15 protein-coding genes are annotated in these 19,428 nt (G+C 68.5%); 5 read left to right on the top strand and 10 right to left on the bottom strand.

What is annotated here, in order from left to right; translation table 11 throughout:
* Positions 1–389 precede the first annotated feature (389 nt).
* Positions 390–1,073: an HAD-IA family hydrolase gene (locus tag ACMT1E_RS13800; protein ID WP_414900958.1), complete on the bottom strand. Its 684-nt coding sequence runs from the start codon at positions 1,071–1,073 to the stop codon at positions 390–392.
* A 76-nt stretch (positions 1,074–1,149) separates the two neighbouring features.
* Here ACMT1E_RS13800 and glmU point away from each other — a divergent pair, with 76 nt between their 5' ends.
* Both glmU and glmS read left to right on the top strand, forming a co-directional pair.
* Positions 1,150–2,514 carry a bifunctional UDP-N-acetylglucosamine diphosphorylase/glucosamine-1-phosphate N-acetyltransferase GlmU gene (glmU, locus tag ACMT1E_RS13805; protein ID WP_414900959.1) on the top strand — a complete coding sequence of 455 codons (1,365 nt, stop codon included), beginning with the start codon at positions 1,150–1,152 and terminating at the stop codon, positions 2,512–2,514.
* A gap of 1 nt (position 2,515) precedes the next feature.
* Positions 2,516–4,339: a glutamine--fructose-6-phosphate transaminase (isomerizing) gene (gene glmS / locus ACMT1E_RS13810; protein WP_414900960.1), complete on the top strand. Its 1,824-nt coding sequence runs from the start codon at positions 2,516–2,518 to the stop codon at positions 4,337–4,339.
* A gap of 23 nt (positions 4,340–4,362) precedes the next feature.
* On the opposite strand, the gene ybaK is transcribed toward glmS, so the two are convergent.
* Together ybaK and ACMT1E_RS13820 are read right to left on the bottom strand one after the other, a co-directional pair.
* A complete protein-coding gene (ybaK, locus tag ACMT1E_RS13815; protein ID WP_414900962.1) occupies positions 4,363–4,836 on the bottom strand; it encodes a Cys-tRNA(Pro) deacylase in 474 nt (157 codons plus the stop codon).
* A gap of 9 nt (positions 4,837–4,845) precedes the next feature.
* On the bottom strand, positions 4,846–5,820 hold the full coding sequence (locus ACMT1E_RS13820) for a phosphatase PAP2 family protein (protein ID WP_414900964.1): 975 nt from the start codon (positions 5,818–5,820) through the stop codon (positions 4,846–4,848).
* Between the two features lie 218 nt (positions 5,821–6,038).
* Here ACMT1E_RS13820 and ACMT1E_RS13825 point away from each other — a divergent pair, with 218 nt between their 5' ends.
* The 3 genes from ACMT1E_RS13825 (at position 6,039) to ACMT1E_RS13835 (ending at position 9,981) form a co-directional block, all read left to right on the top strand.
* A complete protein-coding gene (locus ACMT1E_RS13825; RefSeq protein WP_414900965.1) occupies positions 6,039–8,111 on the top strand; it encodes an NAD(+) synthase in 2,073 nt (690 codons plus the stop codon).
* Between the two features lie 63 nt (positions 8,112–8,174).
* Positions 8,175–9,305, top strand: coding sequence for a PQQ-dependent sugar dehydrogenase (locus ACMT1E_RS13830; RefSeq protein WP_414900966.1), 1,131 nt, complete (start codon positions 8,175–8,177; stop codon positions 9,303–9,305).
* A 163-nt stretch (positions 9,306–9,468) separates the two neighbouring features.
* Complete coding sequence (locus ACMT1E_RS13835) at positions 9,469–9,981, top strand: FxDxF family PEP-CTERM protein (protein ID WP_414900967.1); 513 nt, start codon at positions 9,469–9,471, stop codon at positions 9,979–9,981.
* Positions 9,982–10,063: 82 nt separating this feature from the next.
* Here ACMT1E_RS13835 and ACMT1E_RS13840 read toward each other — a convergent pair whose 3' ends face one another.
* The 7 genes from ACMT1E_RS13840 to ACMT1E_RS13870 all read right to left on the bottom strand — a co-directional run bounded on the left by ACMT1E_RS13840 (position 10,064) and on the right by ACMT1E_RS13870 (position 19,391).
* Positions 10,064–11,647: a phytoene desaturase family protein gene (locus ACMT1E_RS13840; protein ID WP_414900969.1), complete on the bottom strand. Its 1,584-nt coding sequence runs from the start codon at positions 11,645–11,647 to the stop codon at positions 10,064–10,066.
* A complete protein-coding gene (locus ACMT1E_RS13845) occupies positions 11,647–12,438 on the bottom strand; it encodes an SDR family oxidoreductase (RefSeq protein ID WP_414900970.1) in 792 nt (263 codons plus the stop codon). The genes ACMT1E_RS13840 and ACMT1E_RS13845 overlap by 1 nt, the downstream gene beginning before the upstream one ends.
* Before the next feature lie 12 nt (positions 12,439–12,450).
* Entirely contained in the window at positions 12,451–13,947 is a 1,497-nt protein-coding gene (locus ACMT1E_RS13850; RefSeq protein ID WP_414900971.1) for a flavin-containing monooxygenase, read from the bottom strand.
* 102 nt (positions 13,948–14,049) lie between these two features.
* Positions 14,050–15,027, bottom strand: a complete 978-nt coding sequence (locus ACMT1E_RS13855; protein WP_414900972.1) for an AraC family transcriptional regulator — start codon at positions 15,025–15,027, stop codon at positions 14,050–14,052.
* 95 nt (positions 15,028–15,122) lie between these two features.
* Positions 15,123–17,540, bottom strand: coding sequence for a TonB-dependent receptor (locus tag ACMT1E_RS13860; RefSeq protein ID WP_414900974.1), 2,418 nt, complete (start codon positions 17,538–17,540; stop codon positions 15,123–15,125).
* 151 nt (positions 17,541–17,691) lie between these two features.
* Positions 17,692–18,372 (bottom strand): tRNA (guanosine(46)-N7)-methyltransferase TrmB, encoded by a 681-nt coding sequence (trmB, locus tag ACMT1E_RS13865; RefSeq protein ID WP_414900976.1) that lies wholly within the window; start codon positions 18,370–18,372, stop codon positions 17,692–17,694.
* Positions 18,373–18,416: 44 nt separating this feature from the next.
* On the bottom strand, positions 18,417–19,391 hold the full coding sequence (locus ACMT1E_RS13870; RefSeq protein ID WP_414900977.1) for a hypothetical protein: 975 nt from the start codon (positions 19,389–19,391) through the stop codon (positions 18,417–18,419).
* Positions 19,392–19,428: the final 37 nt, after the last annotated feature.

Genomic DNA, 19,428 nt, shown 5'->3' on the forward strand with positions numbered 1-19,428 from the left:
GGATGAGCGACGAGGTGAAGGCGGCGCTGCACGGACGCTCGCTGCCACCCACCTGATCGCCGATGGCGACCTGTCCGGCGGCCTGTGCAATCTGTGGGATATCGACCGACTGGCCCGCGCGCTCGACCCCGCGCGTTCGACGATGCGGAATTCCGGTCGCGCCTTGGCGAGCGTGCCCGGCTGCACCGGCTGACTGGCGCAGTGGCGCGGGCGTTGCGGCTGGCGGAGCGGCTGGCGGAGCGGCTTTATGCGACGGGTGGGGCCGGCCGACCCGGCCGCTCACCCGCCTTGACTTTTATGCGCGTTCGCATGGGTTGCGGATGCCGCCGGTGCTGCTCGCACGGCAGCTGTGGAGGAAATGGCGCCGGCGCGGGTAAGCGTATCCGGGCTCAGCGGCCCGGCTGCCCCAGCCGTTCCAGCGTCGGGACCAGCTCCGCATAGCTGTCGATGATCGCATCGGCGCCCATCGTCTCGATCGGCTGGTTCGGAAAACCAAAACGGACCACGATGCTCGGCACACCGGCATTTTTCGCCGCCATGACGTCATAGATCGAATCGCCGACAAACGCCGCGCGCCCGCCACCGAGCCGGCGGACCAACTCGTGGATCGGCGCGGCGCTGGGCTTGGCGTTGCCGGCACCGAGCGTGTCGCCGCCGATGATCGTTGCGAAGCGGGCGGACAGGCCGAGTGCGTCGACCAGCCGAACCGCCAGCGCCTCCTGCTTGTTGGTGACGATGCCGACCGCGACGCCCAGCCCGTCCAGCCGGTCGAGCGCCGCGAGCAGGCCGGGATAGGGCACGGTGCCAACGGCGATGTTGGCGCTGTAGTGGTCGAGCAGCGGAGGGTAGAGCCGGTCGAGCTGATCGGGGTCGCAACCGCCGCTCTCTTCCAGCCCGCGCTCCAGCATCCGCCGCGGGCCGCCGCCGATCAGCCCCTTGACCGCGTCGAGCGCGATGGCCGGCCGCCCGGCCAGCGCCAGCGCATGGTTGACCGCGGCGCCGAGGTCGGCGCTGGTGTCGAACAGGGTACCGTCCAGGTCGAAGCCGACGATCGCGAATGGAAAAGCGTTCATGCGCGGGCCATGCCCGCCGCCCACTGGCAATAGCAAGCCGTCCGTGCCAAGGGGCGCGACAAAGGACATGCCAGCGATGACCGATATTCCTGTCGCCGCCGTCATCCTTGCCGCCGGCAAGGGCACGCGGATGAAGTCGGACCTGCACAAGGTGCTCCACCCGGTCGCCGGCCGGCCGATGCTGCTGCATCTTGTCGCCGCCGTCGACGCGCTCGCCCCCGCGCGCAAAGTGGTGGTGGTCGGCAGCGGCCGCGATCAGCTGGAAGCGGCGCTGGCCGGGCATGACGCGGCGCTGGCGGTGCAGGAGCCGCAACTCGGCACGGGCCATGCCGTCCAGCAGGCGGAAGCGGCGCTGGCCGGCTTTTCCGGCGACGTGCTGATCCTCTACGGCGACGTGCCGCTGGTTTCGGCCGCGACGATGCGGCGGATGCTCGACCGGCTGCATGCCGGTGACGCTCCGGCGGCGGTGGTCCTCGGCTTCCGCCCCGCCGATCCCGCCGCTTATGGCCGGATCATCGCCGATGGTGACGGCCGCATCGTCAGGATGGTCGAATACAAGGACGCGACCGCCGACGAGCGGGCCGTGACATTATGCAATTCCGGGCTGATGGCGGTGGCGGCCGACGACCTGTTTCGCCTGCTTGCCCGCGTCGGCAACGCCAATGCCGCCGGCGAATACTACCTGCCCGACATCGTCATGCTCGCCGCCGCCGACGGGCGCGCCTCGGCGGTGATCGAGACCGGGGCCGGTGAAGTTGCCGGCGTCAACAGCCGCGCCGAGCTGGCCGCTGTCGAGGCGGCGTGGCAGCAGCAGCGGCGGGCGGAGGCGATGGCCGATGGCGTGACGCTGATCGCGCCGGAAACCGTGTATTTCTCCTACGATACCGAAATCGCGCGCGACGTGACCATCGAGCCGAACGTGGTGTTCGGCCCCGACGTTCGTATCGCGTCGGGCGCGCGCATCCACGCGTTCAGCCATGTCGAGGGCGCCAGTGTTGGTGAAGGCGCCGAGATCGGCCCCTATGCGCGGCTGCGCCCCGGCGCCGAGATCGGCCGCAAGGCGAAGGTCGGCAATTTCGTCGAGGTGAAGAAGGCCCGGCTTGGCGAAGGGGCGAAGGCCAACCACCTATCCTATATCGGCGATGCCGATGTCGGCGCCGGCGCCAATATCGGCGCCGGGACGATCACCTGCAATTATGACGGCTTTCTCAAATACCGTACCGAAATCGGCGCCGGGGCATTCATCGGCTCGAACAGCGCGCTGGTCGCGCCGGTCAGCATCGGCGCCGGGGCGATCGTCGGCGCCGGATCGGTGGTGACCGCCGATGTCGAGGCGGATGCGCTGGCGGTGGCGCGCGGGCGGCAGCAACAGCAGGGCGGCTGGGCAGCGCGGTTTCGGGCGCGGATGGCCGAACGCAAGGCGGCATTGAAGGGCAAGTAGCATGTGCGGAATCATCGGGATCCTTGGCCAGTCGGCGGTTGCCGGGCGCTTGCTCGACGGGCTGCGCCGGCTGGAATATCGCGGCTATGATTCCGCTGGCATCGCCACCGTCCACGACGGGGTGATCGAGCGGCGCCGCGCCGAGGGCAAGCTGAACAACCTGGCAGAGCGGCTGGCGGCGGAGCCGTTGGCCGGCAACAGCGGCATCGCCCACACCCGCTGGGCGACCCACGGCGCGCCGACCGAGGACAATGCCCACCCCCACATCGTCGACGACGTCGTCATCGTCCACAACGGCATTATCGAGAATTTCAAGCCGCTGCGCGACGAGCTGATCGCGGAGGGGCGCGAGTTCCTCAGCCAGACCGACACCGAGGTCGTCGCCCATCTGATCGCGCGCGAGCTGGCGCGCGGCCTGCCCCCGCGCGATGCGGTGGCCGCGGTGCTGCCGCGCCTGCACGGCGCCTTCGCGCTGGGCGTGATGTTCCGCAGCGAGCCGGACCTGCTGATCGGCGCCCGGCTCGGCGCGCCGCTGACCGTCGGTTATGGCGAGGGCGAGAATTACCTCGGTTCCGACGCGATCGCGCTGGCGCCGCTCAGCCAGCGCATCGCCTATCTGGAAGAAGGCGACTGGGTAGCCATTACGCGTGCGCGGGTGGAGATTTTCGATCGCGACAACCGGCCGGTTACCCGGCCGATCGTCGAGTCCGGCATTTCCGGCCAGCTGGTCGAAAAGGGCAACCACCGCCACTTCATGCAGAAGGAGATTTACGAGCAGCCGGTCGTCGTCGCCCAGACGCTGCGCTCCTATCTGCGCCGGCTGGAGAACAAGGTCGCGCTGCCCGACATGGATTTCGATCTGGCCGGGGTGAAGCGGGTGACGATCGTCGCATGCGGCACCAGCTTCTACGCCGGGATGGTCGCCAAATACTGGTTCGAACAGTTTGCGCGGGTGCCCGTCGACCTCGATGTCGCGTCGGAATTCCGTTACCGCCAGCCGGTGCTGGAGCCGGGCGGGCTGGCGCTGTTCGTCTCGCAATCCGGCGAGACGGCGGACACGCTGGCGGCGCTGCGCCATGCGCGGGCGGAAGGGCAGACGATCGCCGTCGTCGTCAACGTGCCGACCAGTTCGATGGCGCGGGAGGCGGATCTGCTGCTCCCCACCCATGCCGGGCCGGAGATCGGCGTCGCTTCGACCAAAGCGTTCACCTGTCAGCTGGCGGTGCTCGCCGCCTTTGCCGCCAACCTCGCCCGCGCGAAGGGCCGGATGGATGCCGACGAGGAAAAGGAAATCGTCGCCCAATTGGCCGAGGCGCCGGCGGCGATGAACGCTGCGCTGGCCCGCGACGAGGCGATCGAGGCGATCGCGCCGCTGATCGCCCCGGCGCGCGACGTGCTCTATCTGGGGCGCGGGCCGGATTACCCGATGGCGCTGGAAGGCGCGCTGAAGCTGAAGGAAATCAGCTATATCCACGCCGAGGGCTATGCCGCCGGCGAGATGAAGCACGGCCCGATCGCGCTGATCGACGACGCGGTGCCGGTCATCGTCATCGCCCCATCCGGCCCGCTGTTCGACAAGACGGTGTCGAACATGCAGGAGGTGCAGGCGCGCGGCGGCAAGGTCGTGCTGATCTCCGACGCAGAAGGGATCGCCGCCGCCGGCGACAAATGCCTGGCGACGATCGAGATGCCGTGCGTTCACCCGCTGATCGCGCCGCTAGCCTATGCGGTGCCGGTGCAGCTGCTCGCCTATCACGTCGCCGTCGCCAAGGGCACCGACGTCGACCAGCCGCGCAACCTGGCGAAAAGCGTGACGGTGGAGTGAGGCTGACCTGTGGTAACGCCGTTTCAGCCGACGATAGGCGCGGCAACCGCATCCAGCAGGCGTAGCGCGTCCGCCGGGGCGAGACGGATCTGCAGCCCGCGCTGGCCGCCGTTGATATAGACGAACGGCTGGGCCAGCGCCGTCTGTTCGATCACCACCGGCAGCCGGCGTGGCTGGCCGAACGGGCTGATCCCGCCGACCTTGTAGCCGGACAGCCGCTCGGCATCGGCCGGCTTCATCATCTGCGCGGCCTTGCCGCCCAGCGCCGCCGCCAGCGCCTTCATCGCCACCTCGCGGTCGGACGGGACGATGGCGATGGCGGGCCGGCCGTCGACCAGCGCCATCAGCGTCTTCAGCACCCGTTCCGGCGGCTGGCTGAGCGCCTCCGCCGCCTGCAGGCCGATGTGATCGGCATCGCGGTCATAGGAATAGCTTTCGACGGTGAAGGGCACGCCGGCCTTGTCCAGCATCGCCGTCGCGCGTGTCGCCCTTGCCATGCCCCGCGCCTATGCCGGGTGCCCGGCGGACGGCAGCGCACGGACTAGCGCGGTGGCGACGGCGAGCGCCGCGAGCGCGACGGCCGCCCCGAACAGCATGTCGGCCAGATAATGCGTGCCCTCGACCGGCGTCGCGAGCAGCATCGCGACGTTGATCGCGACGACCGGCCAGCGCAGGCGCGGGAACGGCCAGGCCGCCGCCATGTAAAGCACCGCGCTGCTGGTGTGGAAGCTTGGCGCGCAGACCAGCCCGCGCAGGTCGCCCAGGTTGATGACGGTCAGCGCCCGGCTGCGCAGTTCCGGAATCAGTTCGGACTGATAGAGGGCGCTGGCCGGCATGTAGGGGATCGGCCCGTGCCACAGCGTCGCCAGCGGCCCCTCCGCCGGGAACAGGGCGAACAGTAGCAGCGTCGTCACCGCCGCCAGCCAGAAGGCGACGATGAACCGCCGCGCCTCCGCCTGCCGGCCGGCCCAGGCGAAATAGCCGAGCAGCAGTGCCGGGGTAAAGAAGATGCTGGCATAAGCGGCGGCGCCCAGCCGCTGCAGCGGGCGGTGGGCGGCGACGACACCGTACCAGTCCCGCCAGTCGAAGCGCAGCATCGCGTCGATCCGTTCGAGCGCGCCGTCGTGGAAGCCGGTGCTGTAGGCGGCAACCGGGTAACTGGCGACGGCGCCGAGCAGGCAAAGCAGGGCGAACAGGCCGATCGATTCGGCGGCGTCGCGGGCGATCCGCTGCCGTTCGTTCAGCGGCTGCCGGTAAAGCCAGCGCACGCTGATCCCGACGATCGCGGTGCACCAGAACAGGATGCGGCTGCCGGGGGTGAAGACGACAGTCTGGCCGTTGGCGACGATCATCGCCGCGACGGCGAGCGCGCTGAGCGCCAGCCCGCCCGCCAGCCAGCTGCCCGGAATGACCGCCATCCGTTCCGCCGGCCTTGCCGCGCGCGCGGCAAGGCGCAGAACGCGGACGTCGCTAACCAACATCCGCCCGGTCGCCTGTCTTCATAACCTGTTTTCCCTGCCCCCGCGCCATGGCGCCATGCGGTCCTGCGCGCGCGTTCCACAACCCACGATGAACGAACGATGCGCACCCGCCAATGGCGCGGCGATGGCGGGCGGATGGATTCCGCGTCATGCCGGGGTTGATCGGTGGGCGTCGCCACGCCCATAGAACGATTCCGCCGCCGCCGAGAAGGTGCCCGATGCCCGAAAGCCGCTTTCATTCATTCCACGCGCACGGGCTGGTCCGCGTCGCCGCCGCGACGCCGGTCGCCAGCGTCGGCGATGTCGCTACCAATGCCGAGGCGATCGCCGCGCTGATCGCCGATGCCGACCGGCGCGGCGTCGATCTGGTCGTGTTCCCGGAACTGGCGCTGTCGTCCTACGCGATCGACGACCTGCTGCTGCAGGATGCGCTGCTTGACGCGGTCGAGCAGGGGATCGCGCAGATCCTGGCCGCCAGCGAGGCGCTGGCGCCGGTCGCGGTCGTCGGCGCGCCGGTCCGCCGGGGCGGGCGGCTGTACAACTGCGCGCTGGTCATCGCGCGCGGCGCGCTGCTCGGCGTCGTGCCGAAAAGCTATCTGCCCAATTACCGCGAATATTACGAGAAACGCTGGTTCGCGTCCGGCGCCGGGCTGGCCGGGCTGGAGGTGACGCTGGCCGGGCAGACGGTACCGTTCGGCGCCGACCTGCTGTTCGCCGCCGCCGACCTACCCGATTTCATTTTCCACGCCGAGGTCTGCGAGGATTACTGGGCGCCGCTGCCGCCGTCGACGCATGGCGCGCTCGCCGGTGCGCTGATCCTGTGCAACCTGTCGGCGTCGAACGTTGTCGTCGGCAAGGCGCGGGAGCGGGAGATGCTGGCCGCCGCCCACGCCACGCGCACGCTGAGCGCCCACATCTTCTCCGCCACCGGCGCCGGCGAAAGCACAACCGACCTGGCGTGGGACGGGCAGGCGATGATCCACGAGCTGGGCGATCTGCTCGGCCGTTCCGCCCGGTTCGACCGGACGCCGGAATTGCTGGTCGCCGACATCGACGTCCAGCGCCTGCGGCTGGAGCGGGCGCGCAACGGCACGTTCAACGACTGCGCCGCCGCCGCCGGCCACCCGGAAACCCGCTTCCGCCGCATCGGCTTCACCCACCAGCCGCATATGCGCGACGCCGGGCTGGAACGGCCGCTGCGCCGCTTCCCGTTCGTCCCCGACGACGCGGCGCGGCTCGACGAGGATTGTTACGAGGCATTCAACATCCAGGTCGAGGGGCTGGCCCAGCGGTTCCGCGCGACGCCGGGCGACCACATGGTCATCGGCGTGTCGGGCGGGCTCGATTCGACCCACGCGCTGATCGTCGCCGCCAAGACCTGCGACCGGCTCGGCCTGCCGCGCGCCGCGATCCTTGCCTTCACCCTGCCCGGTTTCGCGACCGGAGAGGCGACGAAGGCCAATGCCTGGGCGTTGATGAAGGCTTTGGGCGTCACCGCGGCGGAGATCGATATCCGCCCGGCCGCCGAACGGATGCTCGCCGACCTCGGCCACCCGTTCGCCGATGGCGAGCCGGTCTATGACGTGACGTTCGAGAATGTGCAGGCGGGGCTGCGTACCGATTACCTGTTCCGCCTTGCCAACCAGCGCGGCGGCTTCGTCATCGGCACCGGCGACCTGTCCGAACTGGCGCTTGGCTGGTGCACCTATGGCGTCGGCGACCAGATGAGCCATTACGGCGTCAACGCCGGGGTGCCGAAGACGCTGATCCAGCACCTGATCCGCTGGTCGATCGCCACCGCCCAGTTCGACGCGGACACAGACATGATCCTCGACGCGATCCTCGCCACGGAGATTTCGCCGGAGCTGGTTCCCGCCGGCGCCGACGGGGCGATGCAGAGCACCGAGGACCGGATCGGCCCCTATGCGCTGCACGATTTCTTCCTGCACCACATCGTCCACCACGGCCTGCCGCCGTCGAAGGTGGCCTTCCTCGCCTGGCATGCCTGGCGCGATGCCGCCGCCGGGCACTGGCCGCCCGGCTTTCCGGACGACGCCCGCGTTGCCTACGACCTTGGCACCATTGCCCGCTGGCTCCGCATCTTCCTGACCCGCTTCTTCGCGACCAGCCAGTTCAAGCGATCCGCCCTGCCCAACGGGCCGAAAGTGTCGCCCGGCGGCAGCCTGTCGCCGCGCGGCGAATGGCGGGCGCCGTCGGACGGCAGCGCCGCGCTGTGGCTGGCCGAACTCGACCGGGCATTGCCGGAAAGCGACGGCGCGCTAAACAGGTGAATTCGCACGGGTGAAACGATCGCGCGGTCGGTGCGTTCGCACCGTGTGCCGGTGGAGAAACCCATGCGCCCGATCGCCCTCGCCCTGCCCTTGCTCGCCTTCAGCGCCTGTTCGCAGGCCGCGCCCGCACCCGCGCCTGCGGATGGTGCCGCCCGGCCGTTCGCCGTCACCACCGTCGCCGATTTCGACAGCCCGTGGGCAATGGCCTTCCTGCCCGACGGGCGGATGCTGGTCACCGAAAAGGCCGGGCAGATGTTGCTGGTCTCCGCCGACGGCAAGAGGCGGCAGAGCCTGGGCGGGATCCCGCCGGTCGACAGCGCCGGGCAGGGGGCGCTGATGGATGTCGTCCTCCACCCGAAATTCGCTGACAATCATCTGGTCTATTTCAGCTATTCCGCCGCCGGAGAGGGCGGCAAGGGCGTGGTACTGGCGCGCGGGACGTTCGTCGACGGCGATGCGCCGCGCCTCGACAAGGTGGAAACGCTGTTCACCGGCAGCCCGCTGGTCTCCGGCAACGGCCATTATTCCGGGCGCATCGTCTTCGCGCCGGACGGGCACCTGTTCTTCACCAATGGCGAGCGGCAGAAATTCACCCCGGCGCAGGACCCGCAGGCGACGCTGGGCAAAGTGCTGCGCCTGAACGACGACGGCACGCCTGCCGCCGGCAATCCGCTGGCGGCGAAGGGCTTCAACCCGGCGATCTGGTCCTATGGCCACCGCAACCTGCTCGGCATCGACTTCGCCCCCGACGGCGCGCTGTGGGAGGTGGAGATGGGGCCGAAGGGCGGGGACGAGGTGAACCTGATCCTGCCCGGCCACAACTATGGCTACCCGCTGGTGTCGAACGGCGACCATTATGACGGAACCCCGATCCCCCGCCACGCCACCCGGCCGGATCTGGAAGCACCGAAGGTTTCGTGGAACCCGTCGATCTCGCCCTCGTCGCTGATCGTCTACACCGGCGATCTGTTCCCGCAGTGGCGAGGCGACGTGTTCATTGGCGCGCTATCCGGCAAGGCGCTGATCCGCGTCGATGTCGACGGCACCAATGCGAAAAAGGGCGACGAGTGGCCGATGGGCGCGCGCATCCGATCGGTGCGGCAGGGGCCGGAAGGCGCGCTGTATCTGCTCGAGGACGGCGCCGAAGAGTCCGAAGGGCGGATGCTGAAACTAACCCCGGCACAGCCCCGCTGAGCACGGCGAACGCGCCGGCCGTTTCGATTCGGGACAAATTCTCCAAATTTGCCTGCATTTTAACCAAGACAAGGTTACCACTTCGTTAGTAGTACTCTCTCAGCGTCTGGATCGAAGTGGGCGATTCAAGCGCGTCGGTCCACGTAGTTAGGGGTAAATGAGTATGAACAAGTTTCTTCTCGGCGCAGCGCTGGCGACGGCGACCGTGCTCGCGGCGCCGGCTTCGGCGGCGGTCATCGCCCTGTCGGTTCCGGGCACCGGTGGTTCGACCGGCTTCACGCAGTCCAGCAACACGTCGGGCGCCATCGCCGACGAGTTCCAGTTTACCGTGCCGGTTGCCGGGGACGCCAGCGGCTCGCTGATCTCGATCGACCTGTCGGGCGCTTTCGACGTCGTCATCACCAAGGTGTGGCTGGACGCGATTCCTTTCCATCAGGACCTGACCGGTTCGGAAGAAAAGTGGACCCTGGCGAGCGCGAACATCGGCGCCGGTACGCACAGCATCTTCGTCGAGGGCACCTGGGGCACCAACGGCGGTTCGTACAGCGGCACGCTGAACTTCCTGCCGGCCGCGGTGCCGGAACCGGCCGCCTGGGCGCTGATGATCGCCGGCTTCGGCCTGGTTGGCGGCGCGATGCGCGGCCGGCGTCGGGTGACCAGCGTCACTTACGCCTGAGCCTGAACAGGTTCGATACAGGGAAAGGGCTGGCCGGAAGGCCGGCCCTTTCTCTTTGCGGGGACGGCGGGCCGGCGCTCGCTTAGCGGATCGCCTGCGCCGCCATATAGCCGGACATGCCGCCAAGGCCGGGGCCGGGGTGGGTCGACGCGCCGATGTGGAACAGGCGCTTGACCGGGGTGGCGTGGCCGCTCGGCCCGGCATGCGGGCGCCACAGCATGAACTGGTCGATCGAGCACAACCCGCCATAGGGATCGCCACCGACCAGATTGACGTTCATTTTCTCAAGGTCGGCGGGGGACAAGGCGTGCCGGCCGACGATCTGCGCGTCCAGCCCCGGACACAAGGCGCATAACCGCGCGACGATGCGATCGGCATAGGCCTCGCGCACCGCCTCGGTCCAGCGGCCGTCCGCCGGCACCGCGATCTCACTGAGCGCGTCGCCGCGCAGCTCGCCGTTGCGCGGCACCTCCTGCAATTGAATCCACAGGATGGCGGCGCCGGCCGGCGCGCGGCTGGGGTCGACGGCGGTCGGCTGGGCGACGACGATCGTCGCCTCCGCCGGCAACAGGCCTCGTTCGGCTTCGTTGACCGCGCGCGACACCGCGTCCAGCCCGTCGGTCACATGCAGCATCGCCACCCTGCCGAGCGCCGGGTCCGGCCACACCGGCGGCGCCGACAAGGCGAGGTGGATCTGCATTTCGCCCCGGCCATATTGGAAGGCAGCGGCATCGGCCCGGACCTGCGGCGGCGTCGCTTCCGCCGGCAGCAACCGGCCGTAAAGCTGGGTGGGGGTGACGGAGGCGACGACGGCATCGGCGGCGGTGATCGTCTCTCCGCTCGCCAGCCGGACGCCGGTGGCGCGGCCGCCGGCGACGATGATCTCGGCAACGTCGGCATTGGTGCGGATCGCACCGCCATGCGCCACGATCAGTCGCTCGAACGCCTCGACGATGCGGGCGCTGCCGCCCTCAACCATCGGCGCGCCGACCTGTTCGAGCGAGAACAGCACCAGCCGGTTCATCAGTGCCGACATCGCGCTTTCCGGGGCAAGCCCGACATGCAGCACCCAGGGCGCGAACAGCCCGCGCGCCGCCGGTGACCGAAAGTCGGCCGACAACCAGGTCCGCGACGCGCGCATCGCCTCACCGAAAAAGCGGGCCAGCCCCTTTAGCCCGCGCCGCCGCGCTTCACCCAGCAGCAGCTTCAGCGTCGGCCAGGACCAGAGCTCGCCGCCGAGCATGCCGAAAACCAGCGCTGCATCCGCCTCGACCGCCGCCATCGCCCGGCGATAGGCATCGCCGTCGCCCGGCGCGATCGCGTCGAGTGCGGCGGCGTTGCGGTCGCGGTCGGTGGTGAACACCAGCGCACTGCCGTCGGGCCGGACCAGCGCGGTCGGCACGTCGGTGTTGACGAATTCCAGCCCGTGCCGCGCCAGTTCCGGCCCAAGCAGGCCGTAATGCGGCGCGGTGACGAATAGCGGGTAGAGCGTCGACAATGTGTCGTGGCGGAAGCCCGGCGCGGTCAGCTCCTCGGTGCGAATGCAGCCACCGGCAACCGCCTCGCGCTCCAACAGCAGCACCCGCTTGCCCCGCAATGCGAGCAGCGCGCCGCAGACCAGCGCGTTGATCCCGCTGCCGACGATGACAACATCGGCATCCGCCATCAGCGCGCGCCGGCGAGCAGCGGCATCAGCGGCACCCGCCGTTCCGGGCCGAGCGCCGAATAACCGCCGTCAACATTGGTTTCGCTGCCGGTCATGTAGCTGGCCTCGCCCGACGCGACGAAGCTGACTACCGCCGCGACCTCGCTTGCGTCGGCGACGCGGCCGAGCAGATTCAGGTCCGCCGATACCGCGTCGGCATGGGCGCGGTCGCCGCCGGTCAGCCCGTCGAACGGGTCCGACCAGATATGGCCGAGCGTCACCATGTTCACCCGGATGCCGTCCGCCGCATAATCGAGCGCCTGCGCCCGCGACAGATGGCGCAGCGCCGCCTTGGCGACCGGATAGGCCCAGCGCCCGACATGCGGAAACACGCCGGAGATCGAACCGATATTGACGATATTGCCGCCCGCCGCCTTCAAATGGGGGCGGGCCTTCTCCCCCAGGATTGCCGCCGACACCGCGCTGACGTTCAGCGTTTCCAGCCAGGTGGCGCGGGGTGTCGCCGGGCCGTCGTCGCCGTAGGAACAGGCGTTGTTGACCAGGATATCCAGCCGCCCGAACTCGGCGACCGTCGCCTCGACGAGTGCCGTCAGCGCCGCATCGTCGGTGATGTCGGTGGCGATGAAGCGGGCGCCCGTGCCAAGGGCGGCGGCGATCGCCTCGCCCTTGTCGACGCTGCGCGCGGCGACGACGACCTTCGCACCGTCAGCATGCAGCTTGCGGGTAATCGCGGCGCCGATCGACGCCGCCCCGCCGGTGATGATCGCGACCTTGCCATCATGGTTGGCCATGGTGTCTTCTCCTTATTTCGCGGGGACGGGGCGGCCGTGGCGGCGCAGCAGGCGCGGCAGCAGCCCGGCATAATCCTTGGCATCGATCGCGACGAACCAGTGCTTGATCCGCGTCGTCAGCGGCAGGCGCAGGTCGATCGCTTCCAGCATGTCATCCATGTGGTGGACCGAAAAGGGGATGATGTTCGTGCCTTTGGAATGTTTGCCGTCGGTGCGCGCCTCCATCCAGGCCAGCCGCCGATCGATATACGCGTTCTGCTCCGCCGCGCTCGGCAGCGTCATCCCGCCGCACAGATGATTGGCCAACCACAGCGCGCCGACCTCCGCGTTCAACTGGCTGAAAAAGGAGGAGTTGTAGCCGTTGAACGCCAGCCCCGGCACGTCGACCGGCAGCATCGAGCAATAGAGCCGGAAATTGCCGCGCGTGTCGGTGACCTTGGCGAGTGTTTCGGCATCAAGGAAGTCGCAGCGCTGGTCCCAGCCGGTGCCGCAGATGACCACATCGGCCGGCACGGTATTGCCGTTTGATAACGTCGCCTCGCCCGGCGCCAGCGCCGTAATCTCGCCGCGCACCAGCGCCAGACGACCGTCGGCAACGCTTTCATAGAATCCGTCGGTCACCAGGCTGACCGTGCTGCGCGCAATCGTCTCCAGCTTGCCGTCCGGCATCAGGCCGATCTTCTTCAGGCCGAGCTGGCGGGATATCACCGCCTGGACGCTGCCCAACATGCCGTTGCGGATCACCCGGCCGGGGCCGTCGTGCAGGAAACGTTCGAACCCGCGCACGTCGATATACCGGAACAGCCCCTCACCCAGCCGGTTGAGGAACAGATGCTTGAAGTTGACGAGCCCGCCCACCTTCTTCGGAATTTTCCAGATCAGGTGTCGGGCGACGACGGTGGTTGTCGCCGCCGTCCGCGCGCAGGCCATCGCCACGTCGCAGGACGACTTGCCATAGCCGACGACCAGCAGGTGGCGGCCGCGCACCATCTCTTGATCGTTGAACTGGCTGGTGTGGAGGACCCGGCCGCCCGCCGCTTCGAACGCCTCGACGCCGGGATAGCGCGGCACCGACGGCACAGAGAAGATGCCGTTACACACGACAAGCCAGTCGAATGTGCCGCTTTCAACCGCCCCGTCCGCGACGCCGCGGGTTTCCACCACCCAGCGCTGGCTACCATCGCCGGCGGGGCGCGCCGCCGTCACCTCACGGCCAAGGCGGAGCGCGTCGCGGAAGCCGAAATGGTCGATATAACTTTCCAGATAGGCCTGAACCTGCGCGCCGGAAGGCCATTCGGGGTAGCTGCGCGGCATCGGCCAGTCGGAAAAGGCATAGGTTTCGCGCGGGTTCTGCGTCGTTAGCCCCGGATAGCGCCGCCGCGCCGACCAGACGCCGCCGATGTCCGTTTCCTTTTCGAACACCGTCACGTCGAAGCCGAACTGGCGCAGCGTCTTCGCCGTGCTCAGCCCGGCCAGCCCGGCGCCGATGATCGCAATCTGTCCTGCCATGCCCGCCCTCTCGCTCTCCCTTCGCGCAAGGCTAGGCGGGCCGCGCGGCGCACAGCTATGCAGCGAACGCCGATCCTGTTCGCGCAGCGCGAACTTGTGCGCTCAGCAGCTGCGGCGGCGCAGCGTTTCCGACGGCGTCTCGCCGAACAGCGCGCGGTACTGGCCGGCGAAGCGGCCGAGCTCGAATATACCCCATCGGCCCGCCGCCTCCGCCACGGTCAGCGGCAGCTCACCGCCCAGCAGCTCCTCGCGCACGCGGCGCAGGCGGGTCAGACGCAGATAGGCCATCGGTGAAGTGTCACGGAAACGCTGAAACCCCTCGAACAGGGTGCGGCTGCTCACCCCGCTGACCGCGACCAGCCGGGCCATGTCGATCGGCTCGCCGGCATGTTCCTCGATATAGCGTTCAACGAGACGAACGTGACGCGGCGCGATCTGCCAGTCGCCCGCCTCCAGCGCCTCCGAATAATTATGCGGCTGGGTCTCCAGCAGGTTGGTCAGCAGCAACGCCTCCAACTGGCGGACGGTGGCGCGGCCCGGCGCCTCGCCGCTCAGTTCGTTCATCAAGGCGGAGACATAATGCCACCAGACCGCGACGTTTCCGGTCATCGGCATCGCCGCATCGAAGCGCAGCGGCGCGCGCAGAGGCCGGTCGAGCAGGATCGCCAGTTGCTGCTCCAGCGCGTCCCGCTCGATCCGCACCATCGCCTTGGCGCAATCGGCGTCCCACACCATACGCACCGGGTCGGTCGGGTTAAGCAGCGTTGCCACCTTGCGCGTGGCGACGAATTCCTGATCGCCGGCATGGATCGTCGCCCGACCGGCGATCGGCAGCATCAGCAGGTAGAAATCCTCCAGCTGGCCGGGGTCGATCTCGACATCGGCGCCATAGCTCATCGCGCCGACGGCGATGCGGTCCAGCGGAACGGCATTCTGCCAGGCGGCCAGCGCGCGCTGGCCGCCGAGCGGGTCGAGCCGGTGCGAGCAATAGACCTGCGCGACCTTGTCGCGAACCTCGTCGACGTCGGTCGATCGGAAATGCGGGTGCGCCGCCAGCGGCGCTCGGTCCATCGTCAGCATCGCGGTCGCCTCGCCAGCCGGTCCTGCTCCCGGATTGTCGTCTGCCCGAAGGATTTCATATCTTGGCGAAGGTGGCAAGGACGCCGGCGCCGCCGTCACAGCTTCCATTTCGCCGTCACATACCATTCGCGCGACCGGGCGAAGAGCTGCTCATACTGGCGGAAGGACGATCCGTAGATGCCGGTCTGGGTATAGCGGCTGTTGGTCAGGTTGGTGACGCCGCCGATCAGGCTGAACGCGCGCCCGGCGAAATCATAGGCGATCGAGGCGTTCACGATGTGATAGCCGTCCTGGTACAGTTCCGCCGTGTTCAGCGCGTCCATGAAGAAGCCGGAGCGGTAGGACCAGTCGACGCGCGGGGTCAGCTCGCTGCCGTCGCCGAGCGAAATGCTCTTCAGCAGCGAGGCGCTGAGCGTCCATTTCGATATCCGCTCGAACTTCGAAGCGAGGGTGATCTCGGTCGCCGCCGGGTCGATCTTCTTGTAGGCCGGGTCGAGATAGCCGGCGCTTGCCTCGATGAAGAAGCCGCCGCCGGGGGACAGGCGGGCCTCCAGCTCGGCACCGCGGATCTCGGCGCGCGCCGCATTCTTGGTCACCGGCGCGACGCCGGTGAACACCTGCACCTGCAGGTCGTCATATTTGGTCAGGAACACGGCGCCGTTCAGGGTCAGCCGCCGGTCGAGCCATTCGGACTTGAAGCCAAGCTCGAACGCCGTCGCCTTTTCCGCGTCATATTGCGGCGTCGCCGCCAGCGGCGGGAACACGCGCTGGACAAAACCGCCGCTCTTGAACCCCTTCGAATAGGACGCGTAGAGCATCGCCCGGTCGGTCGCCCGCCAGGCGAGGTTGATCATCGGCGTCACGTCGTCCTCGCCACGCGACACTTTTTCATAAGGCAGGACACGCGTCTTCGGCGTGTTGGGACTGCCGCCGATCAGCTGCTCGCCCGGCGTCCGGTCGATGAAGATCGTCTGGTCGGGCAGGAAGCTTTTGTCGTCCTTGGTGTAACGGACCCCGGCGGTCAGGTCGACGCGCTCGGCAAAGGTGTAGGTCAGCTGGCCGAACGCGGCATAGCTTTTGGTGGTGAAGCGGCCGCCCGACTGGAAATTCACCGGCGTGAAATCCAGTATGTTGATATTATTGCCTTTCTCGCTGAAATAATAGCCGCCGACCAGATATTTCAAATTGTTGTCCGCCGTCGCCCCGGTCAGCTGCAGTTCCTGGCTGAACTGCTTGTCGGTCAGGCTGTCGTAGAAATGGGTGATGGTCAGCGGCGAATGGTCGCCGTCCCGGGCAAAGCTGCCGTCGAGCCGGCGGTAGGCGGTGATCGATTTCAGCTTCGCCGCGCCGATCGTCCACTCGATCGTGCCGCTCGCCCCCCACAGCTTGTTACGCGAATATTGGGGCGCGGTGCCGAAATCCTCGCGGCGGCTCAGATACTGGCCGCCATAGCAGGCGGCGGCGCTGCCCTGCGGGCTGTACGGCGCGAAACCAAGGCAGGGCTGCCCGCCCAGGAAGGTGGCGATATAGTTGTTGAGCAGCGCGAAATTGTCGACCGGCGCATCGAATGGCGGGTCGATGACATAATGGCCGGGCGTTGCCGGGCTGCCCGGCGGCAGCATCGGCAGCCCCTGCGGATTGAACACCGCCGAGCGATAGTCGATGCCGGACAGGGTCAACGCGGGGCCGTGACTGCGGTCGTCGGTACCATCCAGCGCCAGGTTGACCTCGAAATCCGGCGACGCTTCCCAACGCAGTTGCAGGCGCGCGGTCTTGGTATTGACGTTGCCGAGATCCTTGCCGTCGGCGACGCGGGTGACATAGCCGTCACGGTTGAACGTGCCGACCGACAGGCGCGCCGACAGCGTGTCGCCCAGCGGCACGTTCAGCATCGCCCGCGCGTCGATCCGGTCATACCGCCCGGCGGTGACCTGGGCGCTGGCGGCCAGCCGGTTTTCCGGCCTGGTCGTCGTCAGGCTGAGCGCGCCGCCGATCGTGTTGCGCCCGAACAGCGTGCCCTGCGGCCCGCGCAGCACCTCCACCCGCTCGATATCGACCAGGTCGAGCAACGCGCCGACCGAACGGGCGACATAGACGCCATCGACATAGACACCGACGCCCGGCTCGGTCGTCGGCAGGAACTCCTTCTGGCCGATGCCGCGAATATAGATCGCCGCCGACGAACTGGCGCCGCCGAAGCTGGGGTTGTTCTGGAAGCTCAAATTGGGGGTGAAGGTGGCGATGCCGTCGACTTTGTCGAGCCCGCGCGCCGCCAGCGAATCGCCGCTGAACGCGGAAATCGCGATCGGCGTCTCCTGCGCGCGCTCCTCACGCTTGCGGGCAGTGACGACGATGTCCTGCTGGCCCAGCAGGTCGGCGCGCGATGCGTCCTGCGACGGCGGCGGCGCCTCCTGCCCCACGGCCGGGGCCGCGCCCAGCGTCGCCAGCGCGACAAGCGCCGCCGCGGCGACCATCATTCCGTCCGACGCCTCGAACCGCTTTGTCATATCCATCCCCCAATCGGCTTCGGCCCGGTCGGTGCCGGGCGCGCTTTTTCTGCGTTGGAAGGAGAACAGGAATCGGGGCCGGGCCGGTATGCAGCGAGCGCGCCGGCTGTGCGATTGTCGCGGCTATTCAGCCTATTGCCCGCCCGCCCCGCGCGGATCAGCGGCGGCGGTAGCGGAAATACCACACCTCATGGCCCTTGCGCCGGGCCTTCGCCTCATAGCGGGTCTGCGGCCAGTCTGCGGGGCGGATGCGGAAATCATCCGGGTTTTCCGCCAGCCAGACGAAATCCGGCTGCCCGTTCATCACCATCATCGCCCAGCGGCAATAGGTCGGATCGTCGGTGCCCAGGCGGAACTCCCCGCCCGGTTTCAGCTTGGCGGCGATCAGGGCGAGCGGACCGGGGTTGACCATCCTCCGCTTGGCGTGGCGCGCCTTCGGCCAGGGATCGGGATGGAGCAGGTAGACACGCTCCAGCGACGCGTCGGGCAAGCGTTCCAGCACGGTCAGCGCGTCGCCCATATGCAGGCGGATATTGGCGAGGCAGCCGTCGCGAATGTGCAGCAGCGCACCGACCACACCGTTCAGAAACGGCTCGCAGCCGATGAAGCCGATGTCCGGCCGCGCCGCCGCCTGCGCCGCCAGATGCTCGCCCGCTCCGAAACCGATCTCGAACGCCAGCGGCCGGCCGTCGCCGAACAGGCGGGCGGCGTCGAGCGGCCCGTCCGCCGGCACTGACAAGGCGGGCAGCATCGCTTCGACCAGCGCCGCCTGCCCGGCGCGCAGCTTGTGCCCCTGGCGGCGGCCGTAGAGGCGGCGGAGAGTCGTCGGGTCGTTCACCGCCGCCGGCTAGGCAAAAGCACGGCCGCCGTCAAAGGCCGCGCTCATTTTTTGCAGGGTTTACCCTCATAATGCATGCGGTGAATGTCGTAGGCCTTGCCGTTGAACCGCCAGATCGGGAAGCAAAAGCCGGGGACGCCCAGTTCGATATCCGGCCAGCCGCCGACCCCTTTTGTCGCCAGTATCGTCGGAATACCCTGACCGCCGGCGCCGGGAACCCTGGTCCACTGGCCGTTCGCCTGCTTGGTCAGCAACTGATACCCCATGCCGGTCATGCCATAGCAGAAGGAAGCGCCCTGGGTGATCAGCGCCTCGGGCCGACCATCGCCGTTCAGGTCACCGGGCGACTCCAGCGTCGCCGGTTCGCGGTGCATATCCTCCGGGCAAAGCGACCAGCCCTTGCCCATCCGCGTCGCCTCGGCTGCCTTGAAGATGGCTGCCTGCTCAGCGGCGGAAAAAGGCTGGCCGGCGACGGGGGACGGCGCCGGGGCGGGCAGTGCAGGCGGCGGCGCGGCGCGCGCTGGTGCCGCTGCGGACCGGACCGGCGGCGGCACCGGCACTGGTGCACGCGTCGGTGGGGCCTGTCCGGCACACGGGCCATTCGGCACATAACGACTGCCGTCGTAGGCGAACGGGCGGCGGCAGGTCCCTTGCGCGACCGTCATGTCCAGCCAGCCGCCGCTACGGGTCGCCTCCGCGCTAATCGTGCCGGTACCGCTGATCACCTGCCGCCACTGCTTGCCGGCCTTGGTCAGCACCGCGAAGAAACTGCCGGCACCCTTGTAGCAGGCGGCGTTGCTGTCGGTGACCAGCACCTCCGGCGCGCCATCGCCGCTGATATCGACGAAAGTCATGCGCGGGTTGGCCGGCTGGCCGCAGGCGTTGGTCGGCCGATCGTTGGTGATCGGGAAGCCGGCGGCGCCGTAAAGCTGCGCCGCCTCGGCACGGTTCATCTGGGGCACGGCCGCCAATGCGGGGCTGGCGGCGGCGACGGCGGACAGGAGCATAAGGTAACGCATGGCATCCTCCAGTGATGGATCGGGGGGTACGACTCGT

Source organism: Sphingomonas flavalba (assembly GCF_047553045.1).
Classification (GTDB): Bacteria; Pseudomonadota; Alphaproteobacteria; order Sphingomonadales; family Sphingomonadaceae; genus Sphingomonas_L; species Sphingomonas_L flavalba_A.

Bases quoted from the DNA above. Each gene is read 5' to 3' on its own strand.
- ACMT1E_RS13850 (WP_414900971.1), bottom strand. From the start codon at position 13,947: ATGGCAGGACAGATTGCGATCATCGGCGCCGGGCTGGCCGGGCTGAGC.
- ACMT1E_RS13820 (WP_414900964.1), bottom strand. From the start codon at position 5,820: ATGTTGGTTAGCGACGTCCGCGTTCTGCGCCTTGCCGCGCGCGCGGCA.
- glmS (WP_414900960.1), top strand. From the start codon at position 2,516: ATGTGCGGAATCATCGGGATCCTTGGCCAGTCGGCGGTTGCCGGGCGC.
- ACMT1E_RS13860 (WP_414900974.1), bottom strand. From the start codon at position 17,540: ATGGATATGACAAAGCGGTTCGAGGCGTCGGACGGAATGATGGTCGCC.
- ACMT1E_RS13830 (WP_414900966.1), top strand. From the start codon at position 8,175: ATGCGCCCGATCGCCCTCGCCCTGCCCTTGCTCGCCTTCAGCGCCTGT.
- glmU (WP_414900959.1), top strand. From the start codon at position 1,150: ATGACCGATATTCCTGTCGCCGCCGTCATCCTTGCCGCCGGCAAGGGC.
- ACMT1E_RS13845 (WP_414900970.1), bottom strand. From the start codon at position 12,438: ATGGCCAACCATGATGGCAAGGTCGCGATCATCACCGGCGGGGCGGCG.
- ACMT1E_RS13800 (WP_414900958.1), bottom strand. From the start codon at position 1,073: ATGAACGCTTTTCCATTCGCGATCGTCGGCTTCGACCTGGACGGTACC.
- ACMT1E_RS13855 (WP_414900972.1), bottom strand. From the start codon at position 15,027: ATGCTGACGATGGACCGAGCGCCGCTGGCGGCGCACCCGCATTTCCGA.
- ybaK (WP_414900962.1), bottom strand. From the start codon at position 4,836: ATGGCAAGGGCGACACGCGCGACGGCGATGCTGGACAAGGCCGGCGTG.
- ACMT1E_RS13840 (WP_414900969.1), bottom strand. From the start codon at position 11,647: ATGGCGGATGCCGATGTTGTCATCGTCGGCAGCGGGATCAACGCGCTG.
- ACMT1E_RS13825 (WP_414900965.1), top strand. From the start codon at position 6,039: ATGCCCGAAAGCCGCTTTCATTCATTCCACGCGCACGGGCTGGTCCGC.
- ACMT1E_RS13870 (WP_414900977.1), bottom strand. From the start codon at position 19,391: ATGCGTTACCTTATGCTCCTGTCCGCCGTCGCCGCCGCCAGCCCCGCA.
- ACMT1E_RS13835 (WP_414900967.1), top strand. From the start codon at position 9,469: ATGAACAAGTTTCTTCTCGGCGCAGCGCTGGCGACGGCGACCGTGCTC.